13 protein-coding genes and 2 pseudogenes are annotated in these 14051 nt (G+C 68.3%); 5 read left to right on the forward strand and 10 right to left on the reverse strand.

Annotation, left to right across the window (positions count from 1 at the left end; all coding sequences use genetic code 11):
• Window positions 1–86 precede the first annotated feature (86 nt).
• From AB0O76_RS36515 to AB0O76_RS36535, 5 genes are all read right to left on the reverse strand, one after another.
• A complete protein-coding gene (locus AB0O76_RS36515) occupies window positions 87–692 on the reverse strand; it encodes a hypothetical protein (protein WP_365500723.1) in 606 nt (201 codons plus the stop codon).
• A gap of 9 nt (window positions 693–701) precedes the next feature.
• Window positions 702–2792, reverse strand: a complete 2091-nt coding sequence (locus AB0O76_RS36520) for a trypsin-like peptidase domain-containing protein (protein ID WP_365500725.1) — start codon at window positions 2790–2792, stop codon at window positions 702–704.
• A gap of 361 nt (window positions 2793–3153) precedes the next feature.
• On the reverse strand, window positions 3154–4908 hold the full coding sequence (locus tag AB0O76_RS36525; protein WP_365500727.1) for an RICIN domain-containing protein: 1755 nt from the start codon (window positions 4906–4908) through the stop codon (window positions 3154–3156).
• 215 nt (window positions 4909–5123) lie between these two features.
• A complete protein-coding gene (locus AB0O76_RS36530) occupies window positions 5124–5390 on the reverse strand; it encodes a hypothetical protein (protein ID WP_365500729.1) in 267 nt (88 codons plus the stop codon).
• A 292-nt stretch (window positions 5391–5682) separates the two neighbouring features.
• Window positions 5683–6090 (reverse strand): hypothetical protein, encoded by a 408-nt coding sequence (locus AB0O76_RS36535; protein ID WP_365500731.1) that lies wholly within the window; start codon window positions 6088–6090, stop codon window positions 5683–5685.
• Window positions 6091–6376: 286 nt separating this feature from the next.
• On the opposite strand from AB0O76_RS36535, the pseudogene AB0O76_RS36540 reads away from it, so the two are divergent.
• A pseudogene (locus AB0O76_RS36540) lies at window positions 6377–6541 on the forward strand (Scr1 family TA system antitoxin-like transcriptional regulator); the annotation flags it as partial.
• A 115-nt stretch (window positions 6542–6656) separates the two neighbouring features.
• Window positions 6657–10424: a hypothetical protein gene (locus tag AB0O76_RS36545; protein WP_365500733.1), complete on the forward strand. Its 3768-nt coding sequence runs from the start codon at window positions 6657–6659 to the stop codon at window positions 10422–10424.
• Between the two features lie 32 nt (window positions 10425–10456).
• Here the strand turns inward: AB0O76_RS36545 and AB0O76_RS36550 are convergent, their stop codons facing one another.
• Entirely contained in the window at window positions 10457–11044 is a 588-nt protein-coding gene (locus tag AB0O76_RS36550; RefSeq protein ID WP_365500808.1) for a TetR/AcrR family transcriptional regulator, read from the reverse strand.
• 116 nt (window positions 11045–11160) lie between these two features.
• Between AB0O76_RS36550 and AB0O76_RS36555 the strand changes: the two genes are divergently transcribed.
• A complete protein-coding gene (locus AB0O76_RS36555; RefSeq protein ID WP_365500735.1) occupies window positions 11161–12054 on the forward strand; it encodes an NAD(P)-binding domain-containing protein in 894 nt (297 codons plus the stop codon).
• A gap of 99 nt (window positions 12055–12153) precedes the next feature.
• Here the strand turns inward: AB0O76_RS36555 and AB0O76_RS36560 are convergent, their stop codons facing one another.
• The 3 genes and pseudogenes from AB0O76_RS36560 to AB0O76_RS36570 form a co-directional block, all read right to left on the reverse strand.
• Window positions 12154–12336 (reverse strand): DUF397 domain-containing protein, encoded by a 183-nt coding sequence (locus tag AB0O76_RS36560; protein WP_365500737.1) that lies wholly within the window; start codon window positions 12334–12336, stop codon window positions 12154–12156.
• A gap of 2 nt (window positions 12337–12338) precedes the next feature.
• Entirely contained in the window at window positions 12339–12524 is a 186-nt protein-coding gene (locus tag AB0O76_RS36565; protein ID WP_365500738.1) for a DUF397 domain-containing protein, read from the reverse strand.
• A gap of 3 nt (window positions 12525–12527) precedes the next feature.
• A pseudogene (locus AB0O76_RS36570) lies at window positions 12528–12713 on the reverse strand (transcriptional regulator); the annotation flags it as partial.
• Between AB0O76_RS36570 and AB0O76_RS36575 the strand changes: the two are divergent.
• Complete coding sequence (locus AB0O76_RS36575) at window positions 12627–12953, forward strand: hypothetical protein (RefSeq protein ID WP_365500814.1); 327 nt, start codon at window positions 12627–12629, stop codon at window positions 12951–12953. The pseudogene AB0O76_RS36570 and the gene AB0O76_RS36575 overlap by 87 nt on opposite strands.
• A 4-nt stretch (window positions 12954–12957) precedes the next feature.
• On the opposite strand, the gene cutA is transcribed toward AB0O76_RS36575, so the two are convergent.
• On the reverse strand, window positions 12958–13290 hold the full coding sequence (cutA, locus tag AB0O76_RS36580; protein WP_365500740.1) for a divalent-cation tolerance protein CutA: 333 nt from the start codon (window positions 13288–13290) through the stop codon (window positions 12958–12960).
• A 71-nt stretch (window positions 13291–13361) separates the two neighbouring features.
• Here cutA and AB0O76_RS36585 point away from each other — a divergent pair, with 71 nt between their 5' ends.
• Complete coding sequence (locus tag AB0O76_RS36585; protein WP_365500742.1) at window positions 13362–13613, forward strand: ATP-binding protein; 252 nt, start codon at window positions 13362–13364, stop codon at window positions 13611–13613.
• Window positions 13614–14051: the final 438 nt, after the last annotated feature.

Below are 14051 nucleotides of genomic sequence, written 5' to 3' on the forward strand. Positions count from 1 at the left end.
TTGCACAAGCAAGGAGTAAGGAGTGGGGCGGGCGTAGGGCCGGGACCACCGACGGCCCCGGCCCTCTGCTGCTCACTCGTCCTGCCTCAGTCCTCACACCCGTCGATGTCGTCGTCGCACCCGTCCACATCGCCCGGGGCGATGCTGTTCAGACGCCACGAGATCAGGCCGGTGCCGTCCTTCACGGAGTCGACGCGGGCTTTGAAGGGTGTGCCCGGCGGAATGTTGAACTGGTCCGCCTCGCGGTCCCCGCACCCCACTCCGTAGGCCTGCTCCGCGCCGTCCCGGGACAGCGTCAGGGTGAGTTCATCGACCCCGGCCGTGTCACAGGTGATGTCGAGCCGGTACGCCCGGTCGCCGGGGGCCTTGAAGGCCTTTTCCAGGCCCGAACCGACGTACGCGGTACCGGAGTCGACGAGCTCCGCGTCCGTGCCGTCGTCGGCGTAGGCGTCCAGGGCCCGGTCCGCACGCCGCAGCGCGTCGTCCGGCTCCCAGGTCCGATCGTCGCCGGACGGAGTCGGCGACGCGGCCGACGACGCAGCCGACGACTCGGACGACGACTCGGACGACCGCGGCGAGGCGCTCTTCGCCCCCGGCCGGCCCCCGTCCCCCCGCCCATCGGCACAGCCGGCAACCAGGACGGACGCGGCGGTCACCGCGGCGCAGAGGGGAAGGACGTGATGTATGCGCATGAAACGACCCTATCCGGGGGGAACGAGCTGGTACTCGCGCCCCAACGCGTCGGCCTGGGTGTTGCCGTACACGGACACCTCGCCGTCGGACCAGCGCACGAAGACGTCGTCCTCCCAGAGGTTCCCGCCGAACTCGCCGGGAGCGATCACGCGCGCGTGCTTCCACGTTCCGTTGGGGCCCTTGAGCTGGTTCTCCTTGCCGAGCCCCTTGGCGCCGACGTCCTCGTAGATGGTGAGTTCACCGTCCGACCAGCGCACGAAGAGGTCGAAATCGGAGTTGACCGACCCGTCGAAGTCGCCGCCCGCGATGACGTCGGCGTGCTGCTTCCACAGAGCGTTCGGGGCGAGCAGCTGCTTCTCGGCGTGGAAGCCGCCGCCGTCGACGTTGGTGTACTTGGTCACCTCGCCGTCCACCCAGCGCACCACCAGGTCGTCGGCCCACTTGTTGCCGCCGTACTTGCCCGTCGCGATGCCCTTCGCGTACTTCCACGTCGAACCCGCGTCGGCGATCTTGATCTCGTTCGCCGGATGCTCGGAGGTGGAGGTGGGCAGCCGCGTGTTCTCGTCGATGTCCTTGTAGATCGTGACCTCGCCGTCGACCCACTTGACCATCAGGTCGCACGCGTTGGAGCCCGTGTAGTCGCCGGCGGTGACGACCTCGGCGTAGTCGGCCCACATCTTGTTCGGCTTCGCCAGGCGCGTCTCGCACGGCTGGCCCTTCTGACACCCGGTGTAGAAGCCCTGGGACTGGTCTCCCGGGTAGAGGGTCATCTCCCCGTCGGACCACTTCACGATGAGGTCGCCGTCCTTCGTCCGCTGCGACGAGGTGTGGAACTGGCCGGTGGCGGCGGCGGTGGCATGACGCCAGAGCCCCGCGTCGCCCATACCCTCGCTGCCTGACGGCTTGTCCGGCTCGTAGTCGTTCACGGCCTGGTTGTAGAGGCGTACGACATCGGCGTCGAACTGCGAGGAGTAGGAGACGTTGTCCAGCTTGCCGCCGGTCTTGTACCCGCCGATGACGCCGATGACATCTCCCCGCTTGCCATCGAAGTTCCGCAGGAAGGGACCCCCGGAGACACCGGGCGCGAACCCGTCGCACGCGATCTCCAGGAAGCGGCCCGCGTACGCCTTGGTGGACGTCGAGGGGCACACGCGCGGCGACTTGGAGCTGCCGGGGAAGCCGATCAGGGTGACGTTCTTCTGCTTCAGGTTCCCGGACGCGGGGAGCGTGGTGAGCTCATTGCCCATCCCCGTCGCGTTCTCCAGGAACTGGCCCTTGGAGTTCGGCCCCGTCCTCAGGAACGCGAAGTCGAGGTCGTCGGCCTTCGACGGGCCCTGGGAGAGGTAGCGGCCGTCGATCCAGATCTTCCCCTTCTTGATCGGGAAGATGCCGTACGGGGCGATGCCCTTGCCCTTGTTCTTCGGGTCCGCCTTCCAGCCCGGTGCGAAGGCGAGGTTGCGGAACCGGTCGTTGTCGTTGAGGCAGTGCGCGGCGGTGATCACCAGGGACTTGGTGGGCGAGGCCACCGACGAGGCGGAGCAGAACTGGTCCCGCCTGCCCGGGTCCGACTGCGGGTCGTCGTCCTGGTTGATGAGGAAGACACCGGCGGTGGCGACGCCCTTGTTGTCCAGGTGGGAGGGGGAGCGCAGCATGTCGCCCGGCGTCACCGTCCCGCCCGGGCCCGCCCCGTCAACTCCCTTGTCGGGGTTGGCGGGTACGGCCTTCGCGATGCGCTCCGGGGTCCAGTACGCCTCGGCGGCCCTGGCCTCCGCGATCTCCTCCGCGGTGGCCTTCAGGTCGTCATCGGGGCTCTTGGTCACGGTCGCCCCAGGGGTCGTCCCGGTCTCCTCGGCTTCGGCCTCGACTTCAGCCTCGTGGGAACGCACGGCATCCGGAGTCCCGGTGGGTTCCGGGGACTTGGTGGCCTTCGCGGGCCCGGTGGCTTCCGGTGTCGTGGTGGGCTCCGAATTCACGGACGGGGAGTCCGGCACCGTCGGGGCCGACTCCACGGGTGAGGGGTCCGCGGGGGCCGCAGATGCCACGCCGGGCGAGCTGAGCAGTACGGCTGTCGCCGCGACGCCGAGCGCGGCAGTGCGCACGGCGGTACGTATACGCTGATTCACTCGGTTCTTTCGCTTTGGTAGGGATACATGGCCGTACGACGGCTATGCGCCGCCGCAGGAGTCCCGGACCCTACGCCATTGGTACATACCAATGCACATAAACACGACCACGCCCAGGACGGGCGGATACGCGCAAGGCCCGCCGGGAGTGACGGGAGGTCACCCTCAACGGGCCTTGTTCAAAGCAAAATCGCCGACAGGAGCTACGGCTCGGTCGGCACTTTCAGACTCTCGTAACCATCTGGACCGTCCGAGTCCGTGCCGAGTGCCACAGCCGGGGGGGAAGGAGTGGGGTGGCGGGTGGCACTAAGAAGCTCTCAACTGGGTGGAGTTCAGATCACACCTTGGGGGCGGTCCTCGAGATGCTCCAGCGCTCGTCCTTCGCTCCGTTGCAGGTCCACTGGATGAGCTGGCTGCCCTTCGTCGCGGCGGAGCCCAGGGCCAGGCACTTGCCCGAGTAGACGTTCCGCAGCTCGTGGGTGTCCTGGTTGTACCACCACTTCTCGTCAACCGCGCCGTTGCAGGCGTACTGGATCACGCCTTGGCCGTTGGCGAGGCTGTTGCCGGTGCCGATGCACTTGCCGGAGTACCTGTTCTGGATGACGTAGGCGGGGTTGCCGTTGTTGTCCTTGGTCTTCTCCAACACCCAGCGCTCGTCGCTCTTCTCCAGCTTCCAGCGCTCGTCCTCTACGTTGTTGCAGCCCCACTGGATGACCGGCTTGCTGTTGTCGATCTTGCTGCCGACGCCCGCGCACAGCTTGCTGTAGTCGTTGTACAGGAACTGGTAGTTGTCGCCCCGCCGCGGCTGCAGGGAGAAGACGACGCGCTGGCCGGTCTTCTCGTTCATGCCCCACAGGCGGCCCGAGGAGTGCGCGTAGGACAGGTTCTGGGTGAGGGGCGCCGTGCGGGTGAGGATCGACACCTTGCCGTTCGGCTTGGCCTGCCAGATGCAGTAGTAGGCGGCCTCGTTCGTGGGGTCGGCGACGTTCATGTAGCCCGTGTCGCACATGGCCGACATGTAGAAGTAATCGCCATCGGTGGCCACGCCCTGCAGCCCGTGGACGGGAGCGTTGTAGGCGGCTGTCGCCTTGACGGGGGACGTACCGCCTTCCCCGATGCGATCGAGCGGCCAGCGGATCACGTCCACGGGGGCGGTGCGTTCGGCGTTCCCGTAGCGTCCGGAGATCAGGCTGGGCGGCGACGTGCTGCGGTCCAGGCTCATGGAGTTCAGGCAGGCGACGTCTCCGTGGCAGTTCATGTTGGAGCGCCTGTCCTCCGGAGCCCCGTCCTGCTGGGCCTTGGTGCGATTCGAGTAGCGCGCGACCATGGGCAGGGCCCACTGGTGGTGCTCGGCCGCGGACGTGCCGCCGTCGATGCCCGACCAGTTGGTGATGGTGTTCACCTTCCACAGGTGGCTGAGGTCGTAGACCTGCAGTTCGCCGCCGTTGGCCACGAACAGCCTGTTCCCGTACCAGACCATGGCGTCGGAGTGGACGTCGTTGACCGTCGTGAAACTGGGCTTGGCCCGGCTGCCGGTGGGCTTGACGAGCAGGACGTGACCGTAAGTCCGCTCCTTGCCGGTCGACTTGAGGATGGAGATACGGGCCTTCTTGGCGCGGTCGTTGTCGCCGCCCCCTACGCCGTAGTACCAGCTCGACATGTACAGGTGGTGGCCGTCGACCGTGCCGCTCGCGTCCGCGTCGTGCGAGGCGGTGAAGCCTTGCGGATGCCAGCCCCTGGCATAGGCGCTGGTCTTGTCATCCGTCTCGTCCCAGCAGAACCCGTTGTACTTGAACGTGCCGTTGATGCCGGTCGTGTGGCACAGGGACCGTCCGACGTGCTGCTTCGACTGGGCGACGCTCAGCGGGGAGACTCGCGTGACGGCACCCGTCGCCTCGGCCCCCTCGATCACCGACCGCGCCGTCTGCCCCTCATCCACACCCGGCATCTCCCGCGGGTAGAGGACGAAGCCGGACGGACCCTTGCTCTGGAACGGTTTGCCCGCGTCCGCGACGGGCGTCGGCTTCCCGTCGGCGACCGCCAGTTGAGTGCCCGATATCAATGCCGCCAACGAAGACAGCGCGACCAGCACCGCTGCACTCCGCCCCCGACGGCGACTGCCTGGCTTCAGAAAAAACATGCGCTGTACGGTAATTGACCAATAGATGGGAAACAAACGGGTATTGGTGCAGCTCCTTTGAAGGGACTGGCCGAGCAGGGGCTTTGGCAGGACGGTCGTGCGAGGTGCGGCCGCTCGTCGGTCGAACACCGCAAGGGCTCCACGAGTTGTATCGAGCTACACCCATCTCAATTGGCCGGGTGGTCGGATACGTACCTAGTTGGCCGCGTCGCCCAACTCATCGGCTGCCAGCGTGATGCCGCGGGCTGGTGCAGGTTGCCGAAGTTGAACACGTCGTCGGGGTCGTCCGTGTTGCGAAACCCCAGCGGCCCGGGCTGATCCCAGCCGGCCAGAACGTCCGGGTCTTGAGGGTCGGGCGGGGTCAGACCGCACAGCAGTACGGGCAGGGCCAGGCCGGTGGAGAGCACTTGGCCGAACAGACTGCCGTCGAGCACGGCAACGGCGGTCGGACGGGAGTCGAGCCGCGCCAGTTCTGCGGCCGCCGCGCCCAGGCGCGCCCTTGAGCAAGTAACGAGGCTTGAGGGCAGAGCTCCGGCAGGGCCTGATGCCCAGGGCGGCTTCAAGTTCCGGGATCGTGTAGATCGCCCGGTGTGCAGCGGCACCCTTCGGGAACTTGAAGCCACCCTGGCTGCCGGAGCGGCACAAGGCTCCAGCATGTCTTGGACGAGGCGGAGAGCTCACCGACGGACCATCAGCGTCGCTGACGGTCCGTCACAAAGGTTGTAATTAGTGATCGTTGAGGAAATTGAAGTGGTAGGAGCCCGAATTGTTCGAGGGCTCATGCGAGACTATGACGTCGAATTTCTGGTTTTCCGCGAGGTTGTACTTACCGCCGTCCGAGGCGTCCCGGTAGCTGCACTTACCGTCGTTCTTCTCGTCGGTGAGGCTGTACACGAGGTCGCCGCTGTAGTAGTCGAAGACGTTCACCCACGCCTTCTTGCCGTCGCTCTTGGTGTCACAGACCTTGAGGTAGTCGCCGCGCTCCTCGATGTAGGCCGCCGCGTGCTTACCCGTGTCGTACAGCGGTCCGTGGTCCCAGTCCACCGCCTGCGCCGAGCCCGGCACCATGGCCACCGCGACAGCGCCCATGGCCAGTGCGGACATTCCGCCCTGAACTATTCGCTTGATGCGCAATTCAATCTCCCTAGCTTTTATGGTGTGGAGCGGTCAGAGCCGTCAGAGTCGGATGAGGCTAACAGCGGATGTCGGTCACCTCGCTCGCCAGGGTGGCTTGCCGCGTCCGGGAACTCAGTGGCGAAAGACCCATGCATCTTGCATCCACGCGATGGGACAGCATCCGAATAGACGTGAGCCCCGATGACCGTAAAGGCCCTCGGGGCTCACTGCTGTCTGATGCCGTCCCCTGTGCTAGCGCGGCATTGGCTTCCACACCGGTTCGAAAGCCTCGTGGTCGAACCCGTTGTCGGAGCTGGAGCACTACGCGACGTTCCGATACGACGTGGATTTCCTGCACGTCCCGGGGCTACTCCAGACAGAGGACTAGGCCCGCGCACTCTTTTCGTTCACCACACCCGAACTACCCCAGAGCGAGCTCAACTCCTGCGTGAGTCACCGAATGCAGCGCCGCGGTGACGGTATCTGCTTGCACAAGCAAGTAATGGGCGGGGCGTGCCCGCCCCCCTTGGCAGCCCATCCGACTTACCCTGGTGCGACCAACACCCGGTGAAGTTGGAGGACTTGTGAGCGGTGCCCGTGATGCCGGTGAGCTCGGCGATGTCGAGAACTCCGTCTCCGGCGGGCGGCAAGGCGTGGTCATCCAAGGGCGGGACTTCCACGGGCCGGTCACCATCTACGGCGACTCCGCCGGGCCGCGGCAGCAGCCCGCGCACTCCGCGTACTGGGAGCACGTACGGAACATCGCGCCCACACAACTTCACGATCGTGAGGCTGAGTTGGAGGAGCTTGCCACCTTCTGCAAGGGCATTGGCGAGCGCTCCTTCGCCTGGTGGCGGGCCGGGCCCTGGGCCGGAAAGAGCGCGCTGCTCGCGTGGTTCGCGCTGCATCCGCCGGAGGGCGTCCGCGTCGTGCCGTTCTTCATCACCGCACGGCTGGCCGCGCAAAACGACCGGGGTGCCTTTGTGGAGGTCGTGCTTGAGCAGCTGGCCGAGCTGGTGGGCGAGCCGGTCCCGCCGCAGCTGACGGAGGCGACCCGGGAGGCGCATCTGCTGCGGCTCTTCGGGCGGGCCGCGCGGGAGTGCCGGGGGCGGGGCGAGCGGCTCGTGCTGATCGTGGACGGGCTCGACGAGGATCGGGGGGTCACAGACGGGCCCGACGCCCATAGCGTGGCGGGGCTGGTGGCCCGGGTTCCGCACGAGGAGCTTCGGGTTGTCGTCGCGGGGCGGCCGAATCCGCCGCTCCCTGCTGATGTGCCTGACCGTCATCCGCTGCGCATGGCCGGTGTCGTACGACAGTTGGCGCCCTCATCGTGGGCCGGAACCGTCCGTAGCTCCGCCGAGCAGGAGTTGGGGCGGCTCTTTCGCGCCGGTGGTCATCACCTCGATGCGTTGGGGTTGCTCACCGCGGCCGGCGGCGGGCTGAGCATCGACGACCTCGCACATCTGACCGGCTCGGTGCCCTTTCAACTCCAGGAGATGCTGCGTACGGCATCGGGCCGTACCTTTGAGGTGCGCGAGGGGGCCTGCCTCCTCGCGCACCAGGAACTGCACCTCCAGGCACGGAAGTTGATCGGCTCGACGGGGCTCAAGGGGTACCGGGAGCGGCTGCACAGGTGGGCCGACGAGTACCGGGAGCGCGGGTGGCCCCCGGAGGCACCGCCCTATCTGCTGCGCGGTTACTTCGCGATGCTGCGGGAGCACGGGGACGTCCCCCGCCTCGTCGCCCTCGCCACGGACCCGGCCCGGCACGAGCGGCTGTACGCCGACACGGGCGGCGACGTGGCCACGCTGGCGGAGATCCGTGCGGGCGAGGAGGCCGTCGTGGAGGGGGGTGGGCGGCCGCTCGGGGACATGGTGCGGCTTGCTCTGCTACGGGACATGCTGATGCGGCGCAACCGGGCTCTTCCGCGGGAACTCCCGGAGGCCTGGGCGGCGTTGGGCCACGCGGACCGCGCCGAGGCGCTGGCGCGCAGCATCCCGAGTCTTGGCGGCCAGGTCTACGCCCTCATCGGGGTCGGAAACGCCCTGCGGCGGCGGGGCGACGGTGAGCGCGCCGTCGAAGTATTGCGGCACGCGGAGACCGCGGTCCTCGAGACGGACCACCAGGGTCGCGAGCCGTGGCACTTCACTCCCGTCGTGAAGGCGTGGCTCGCCTGGGGAGAACTGGAGCGGGCCGTGGCGCTGACCGGCCGCATCGACTCACATGCCGTGTTGGAGAAGGTCATTCCGCTCGTCACGCGCTCACTGGCGCAACAGGGGCGATACGCCTGCGCCGCCGCGTTCGCCGAAACGGCCGAGCGGAACTACGTACGCGCGTTGGGGCTGCTCACGGCAGCCGTCGTCGCCTCAGAGGGCGGCGCGGACGAGCAGGCGGATCAGCTCTTCCGTAGGGGAGACGAAGCCGCGACCCGGGGCGGGGCGTTCCGCTCCACGCGCCTGCTGCGGAGAATCGCCACGGCGTACGCGGAGTTGGGCCGGTACGAACGTGGCCTCGCGTTCGCCGACGGTCTCCGGGACGGGGGCGAGGCAGCCGATCAGATCGTGCACGCCGCACGTGCGGAGATCGCGCTGGTGCTCGCGGGGCGCGTGGACATCGCGACCGCCGAGCGGGTGCTGACGCTGCCGACCGGGCGCGCGGAGGAAGAGACCGCACACTTCACCCGCCCTCGGAGCGCCGCCGACGACCGGCGGCAGATCGATACCTGCCGGGTCCTGATCGCCGTCGGTCACCACGCCGAAGCCGAGGCCATCGCCCGGTCCTGGCCCTTCGACGCCGACCGCGCGACGGTCGCCCTGGCCCTGGCCCGGGCCGGGGAGAGCGACCGCGCCCTGCGGCTGACGGAGCATTGTGCCCCCGGATTCGCGGACGGCAGCGGCCTGACCCAGAGCCTGTGCCTGGCTCTGATGGACGACGGCCGCCATGACGACGCCATGCGCACCGCCCGGGATCTCATCCTCAGGCGCGCGAGCGTCGGGCCGATCGCCCTGGCCCTGGCCGCCGCCGGCCGGCACGACCTCGCGCTCGAACTGGCCGAGCCGCGGCACGGGGCACCCGCGCAGCCGGTGGATCTGGCCTGGAAGTGCAAGGTGCTGCTCGCGGCCGGCCGGGCCGACGCCGCGCTGAGCCTGGCGGCCACCATCCCCGCCTGGACCTGGCGGGCCGTGGGCCTGATCGCGGTCGCCAAGGACCTCGCGGCCGAGGGCGCCGTCAACGAGGCCGAGGCAGTCCTCAGCCGGGCCGAGTCCGGCTACCGCGACACCACCCCCCTCCTCTCCGACCCCCGAGAACGAGCCACAGTGGCCACTGCCTTCGCCGCGGCAGGCCACGACGAACAAGCACATGCGCTCCTCCACCACATCGAGGAGCAGCTGCCCCTTCCCGCGTCCCCGGCCTACCAACGCCCCACCGTCTCTCCCACCGACACCCTGGCCTACGCCGCCGTGGCCCGGGCCTTCGCGGCCACCGGGCAGTTCGAGCGCGCTCTGGAGATGAAGGCGGCTTTCCCGAGAGGGAGCAGCAGTGCGGACATCTGGCTGACGGCCGTCATCCGGGAGCTGACAGCCACGGGCCGACCCCGCCTCGCTCAGGAGCTGGTCGCGAGCGTCCGCTCGGACAGGGACCGCGATCGCGTCCACAGTGACCTGGCCAAGCACCATGCCCGGCAAGGGCAGTTCGACCTTGCTCTCGCCCTGGCGAGGAATGTGTCGGACGAAGCGAGCCGCCGCATGGAGGCCATGGCCGAGATCGCCGAAGGCCTCGCGCGGGACGGTCAGACGGAGCGGGCCAGGGATCTCTACGGGGAGCTCACGGCGACGGCTGACCAGCTCACCCCCACAAGCTGGGGTCCGCGAGCCGCGATCGCCCGTGCCGCGTTCGTCCTGGACGACCACGCGACCATGACCGCCATGTTCGACCAGGCCGAGAAGATCGGCTCCTACGCGTCGTACATCCGGGAGTTCGCGGGGCTCACCCGGGCCCTGGTAGTCACCGGTCACGCCGACCGGGCCGAGGCCTTCGTACGCGGACGTACCGGCGTACGGGACGACGAGGGCAGCTCCCTGTCCGGCTTGGTCGAAGCCCTCGCCGAGTCGGGCGACATCCCCCGCGCCGAAGCCCTGGCCCAGTCCTTCCCCGCGTCCCCCCAGACCACCGCGACCGCCTGCGCGGCCCTGGCCCAGGCCCTGCCCCCCGCCCGAGCGACCAAAGCCGCCGCCCTGGCGGTCCACCACAGCAACTGGATAGCGGCCCTGCCCGCCCTCCTCCACGCCGACCCCACCATCATCGACGTCCTCACAGCACCGGACGTATGGCCCCGCCTGACGGCTTACTGAAGTGACGGCCCACAAACGGCCCGCAGCCCAGCTCACCCCCCGTAAGACCCCACCAACCGAGCCAACTGCCGCCCAGCCGCCCGCAAGGGCTCCTCGCTGCGGGCCACCTGCGCCGTCACCTCCGCGCCCTCCAGCGCGCTGATCACGGTCGTCGCCACCTCCCGCGCGTCCCCCGCGGAGAAGCCCGACCCCAGCAGCTTCTCCTCGACGATGGACTCCCAGCTCCGCAGGGCGTCGGCGCACACCTGCTGGATCTCGGACTCCGTACCGAGGGTCTCCAACGCGGCAGCAGTCACCGGGCAGCCGTCGATCCACCCCGACTCCCGCAACCCCACCGCCAGTTCGACCGCGCAGGCCTCAATCGCAGCCGCCGGGTCCGCCTCGCGCGCCAGCGCGTCCCGCAGCACCGCCGCGAACTCCTCGTCGCTGTACTTGATCGCCGCCACCGCGACGGCCTCCTTGCCGCCGGGGAAGAAGTGGTAGACGGAGCCGAGCGTCGCCTCCGCCTCCTTGGCGATCTGTTTGATGCCGGTGCCCACATAGCCCTGCCGCTGGATGAGGCGGGCGGAGACGGACACGATCCGGTCGCGGGTGCTGAGGGCCGAGCTGCGCTGGGGCATGGGGGACATGGCCTCACCTTACCCATGACTGAGTAGAGCGTTCGTTCTAGACGCGTGCTACGTTTTCCCCACGCGCTAGATAGAGCGATCGCTCTAGTCACTGTATGGAGTTGAGCATGTCTTCCACCGCACAGTCCGTGACCGTCATCGGTCTTGGCCCCATGGGGCAGGCCATGGCCGCCGCCTACCTCGACCGCGGCTACCGCGTCACCCTTTGGAACCGCACCCCGTCCCGCGCCGACGCCCTCGTAGAGCGTGGCGCCACCCTCGCCGAGACCCCCGAACAGGCCATTTCCGCCAATGAGTTGGTGGTCCTCAGCCTGATCGACTACGACGCGATGTACGGGGTGCTCGATCGGGCGAAGGACGCCGTGACGGGCCGGGTCTTCGTGAACCTCAGCTCGGACACCCCGGAGAAGGCGCGGGCGGGCGCCCGCTGGGTGACGGAGCTCGGCGGGACGCACCTCACCGGTGGCGTACTGTCACCGCCGCCCCTGATCGGCACCCCGGACGCGTCGACGTTCTACAGCGGCCCGCGCGACGCCTACGACAAGCACCGCGCCGCCCTCGAAGTCATCACCGGCACCTCGGACTACCGAGGTGAGGACCCGGGCCTGGCCGCCCTCATGTACCAGCTCAACATGGTCATCTTCTGGCCGGCGATGATCGCCTACTGGCAGGCCGTCGCCGTGGCCGCCGCACACGGCATCACGGCGGCGGAGATCGCCCCCTACGCCGCCGAGAACTTCGCGGGCATGGGGCACTTCATCGACTTCTACGCCCCCCGCATCGACGCCGGCAACCACGCCGGCGACGTGGACCGCACCTCGATGGGCCTGGCCAGCATGGAACATGTCGTCCATACCGCGGCCGACGCGGGCGTGGACACCGCCTTCCCGGAGGCGGTCCGCGAGATCTTCCGGCGCGTGGTGGACGCCGGGCACGGGGCGGACAGCTTCAGCCGGGCGGTGGAGGTGATGCGGAAGGGGGCGTCCACGACAACCGTCTGATCGCGGCGCTTGCCCCCTTTTTGGACCACCCTGCCCAGTACTCTGAATTCCCGTGGTGCGCCCGGTGGGTGAGGGTCGATTTACGCGAAGGCTCGTCCTTCACGTGCGCTCGGCCGCGCGGATCTGACGCAGGAGGGCGGCGAGCGCGTCCCGGGTGGGGGCCAGTATTCGGGTGGGGTCGTCGCTCTCGCGGAGGAGCAACGTGGTGTCGGTGGCGGCCAGTTCAACGCAGTTGCTGCCGTCGCTTCCGCTGGAGAAAGACGACTTCTGCCACTGGAACATGCCTACAACCCCTTCGCTGACTCCTGGATCTCCCGCAGCAGGGCGGTGAACCCCTCACGGTGCAGGGCGAGTATTCGGCCAGGGGCGTCGCTCTCGCGAAGTAGCAACGTTCCGTCGAGGAAGGCCAGTTCCACGCATTCGTTGCCGTCGCCGGGGCCGGAGAACGAGGACTTCTGCCACGGGATCACGTCTTACAGTTCCTTCGCCACACGGTGGATGAACTCGCGCGACTTGGCGGGCTCAAGCGATACTGCCTCCACCTTACGGAAGAGTGTTCGCATAGCCAGGAGTTGAGCAGGGGCATCGAGCAACGCCGTGCCGTACGGCGCGTCACGCTGAACAGTGCCCAACGTGCCCACTGGCCCGCCCGCGTACAGGCGAAGTACGAAGACACTCACGCGCGGGACAAAAGTCTGTACCTGTCGTGGCTTGCCGACTCTTACCTCACCGCAGGCGAGGTGGAACAGTCCGCCAAGGCCACCAGCCGCGCACTGGATCTGTCCGCCGGGGTGGCGTCCGTCCGCCCACGGCAGCGCCTCGCTCCGGTCCTGCGGTGCCTCAGCGACCACCGGGCGCTGTCTGAGGTTGCCGATGTGCTGGAGAAGGCGCGGGGCTAACGCCCTACTCGGAGGGGAGCGGGCCGGTTGTCGTGGCCACCCACCGCAGGTAGGCATCCGACCCGGCGACGATCGGAACGGCCGAGACCTCCGGGTTCTTCCACGGGTGGTGCTCCAGCAGGTGCGCTTCCAACTCCGCGTACCGGTCGGCGTGCGTCTTCAGCAGAAGCTGCCACTCCTCCCCGGTGCCGAACTCACCCGCATGCCAGAAGACGGAAACCACCGGGCCCACGATCTGTGCCCCAGCGGCGAGCCGATCCGCTACCACTGACCGAGCCAGCTCCACCGCCTGATCACGAGTCTCTGTCGCTGTCGACACCTGCATGAAGTCAGCCATGTCGCCGAGCCCAGCCCTCAGAATTTGATGACCCACTTTCGCAAGTAGCTAGCGAGCTGGTCGCCAACGCCGTGCAGCACACGAAGGGCCCGGCGGCCCTCCGTATCCGGTGGGCGCGAGGCGTACTCCGCATCGGGGTGTGGGACGCGGACCCCACCCCACCGGAAGCGAAGACCGCGACACTCGCCCTCGCAGAGGCAGGCCGGGGGCTCGCCCTGGTGCGGGACTGCGCGGACGAGTGGGGCTGGTACGCCGTGGGACCGGCCCAACTGCCGGACAGCAACGGCAAGTTCATCTGGTGCGAGCTGACCGAGGCGGCGTGAACGTTTCGTCCGCACTCGAAAGAGTGATCCCATTCCGCCGGCCGGGACACCCGGCCCTTGATCCACCTAGGTTCCGCACATGGTCACATCGCAACACGAGGTCTCGCACCGGATCTTCCAGGAGCGGCCCGAACTCCTGACGCCAGTGTTCCGGATCCTGGGCGTAGCACTTCCTGAGAGGCCGACCGTCGAGGTAATCACGACGGACGTCACCGAGACTCGTCCCCAGCCGGGACCCGGAGAAGGCCGTGAGCTGGGGGTACTACCTCTCGTACCTCCACTCGCAGTACCGCATCCCCGCGCTGCTGCTTGTCGTGTGCCAGGACAAGGCCACGTCCACCTGGGCCATGGGGCCCTTCCGGATCGGAGTGGACGACTGGACCGCCCTGACGGTGCATCCCATGGTCGTCGGCCCCGACAACGTGCCGGTGATCGTCG

The sequence above is a fragment of the Streptomyces sp. NPDC086554 genome (assembly GCF_040686095.1).
Lineage (GTDB): Bacteria > Actinomycetota > Actinomycetes > Streptomycetales > Streptomycetaceae > Streptomyces.

Bases quoted from the DNA above. Each gene is read 5' to 3' on its own strand.
- AB0O76_RS36560 (WP_365500737.1), bottom strand. From the start codon at position 12,336: ATGTTCCAGTGGCAGAAGTCGTCTTTCTCCAGCGGAAGCGACGGCAGC.
- AB0O76_RS36555 (WP_365500735.1), top strand. From the start codon at position 11,161: ATGTCTTCCACCGCACAGTCCGTGACCGTCATCGGTCTTGGCCCCATG.
- AB0O76_RS36515 (WP_365500723.1), bottom strand. From the start codon at position 692: ATGCGCATACATCACGTCCTTCCCCTCTGCGCCGCGGTGACCGCCGCG.
- cutA (WP_365500740.1), bottom strand. From the start codon at position 13,290: ATGGCTGACTTCATGCAGGTGTCGACAGCGACAGAGACTCGTGATCAG.
- AB0O76_RS36550 (WP_365500808.1), bottom strand. From the start codon at position 11,044: ATGCCCCAGCGCAGCTCGGCCCTCAGCACCCGCGACCGGATCGTGTCC.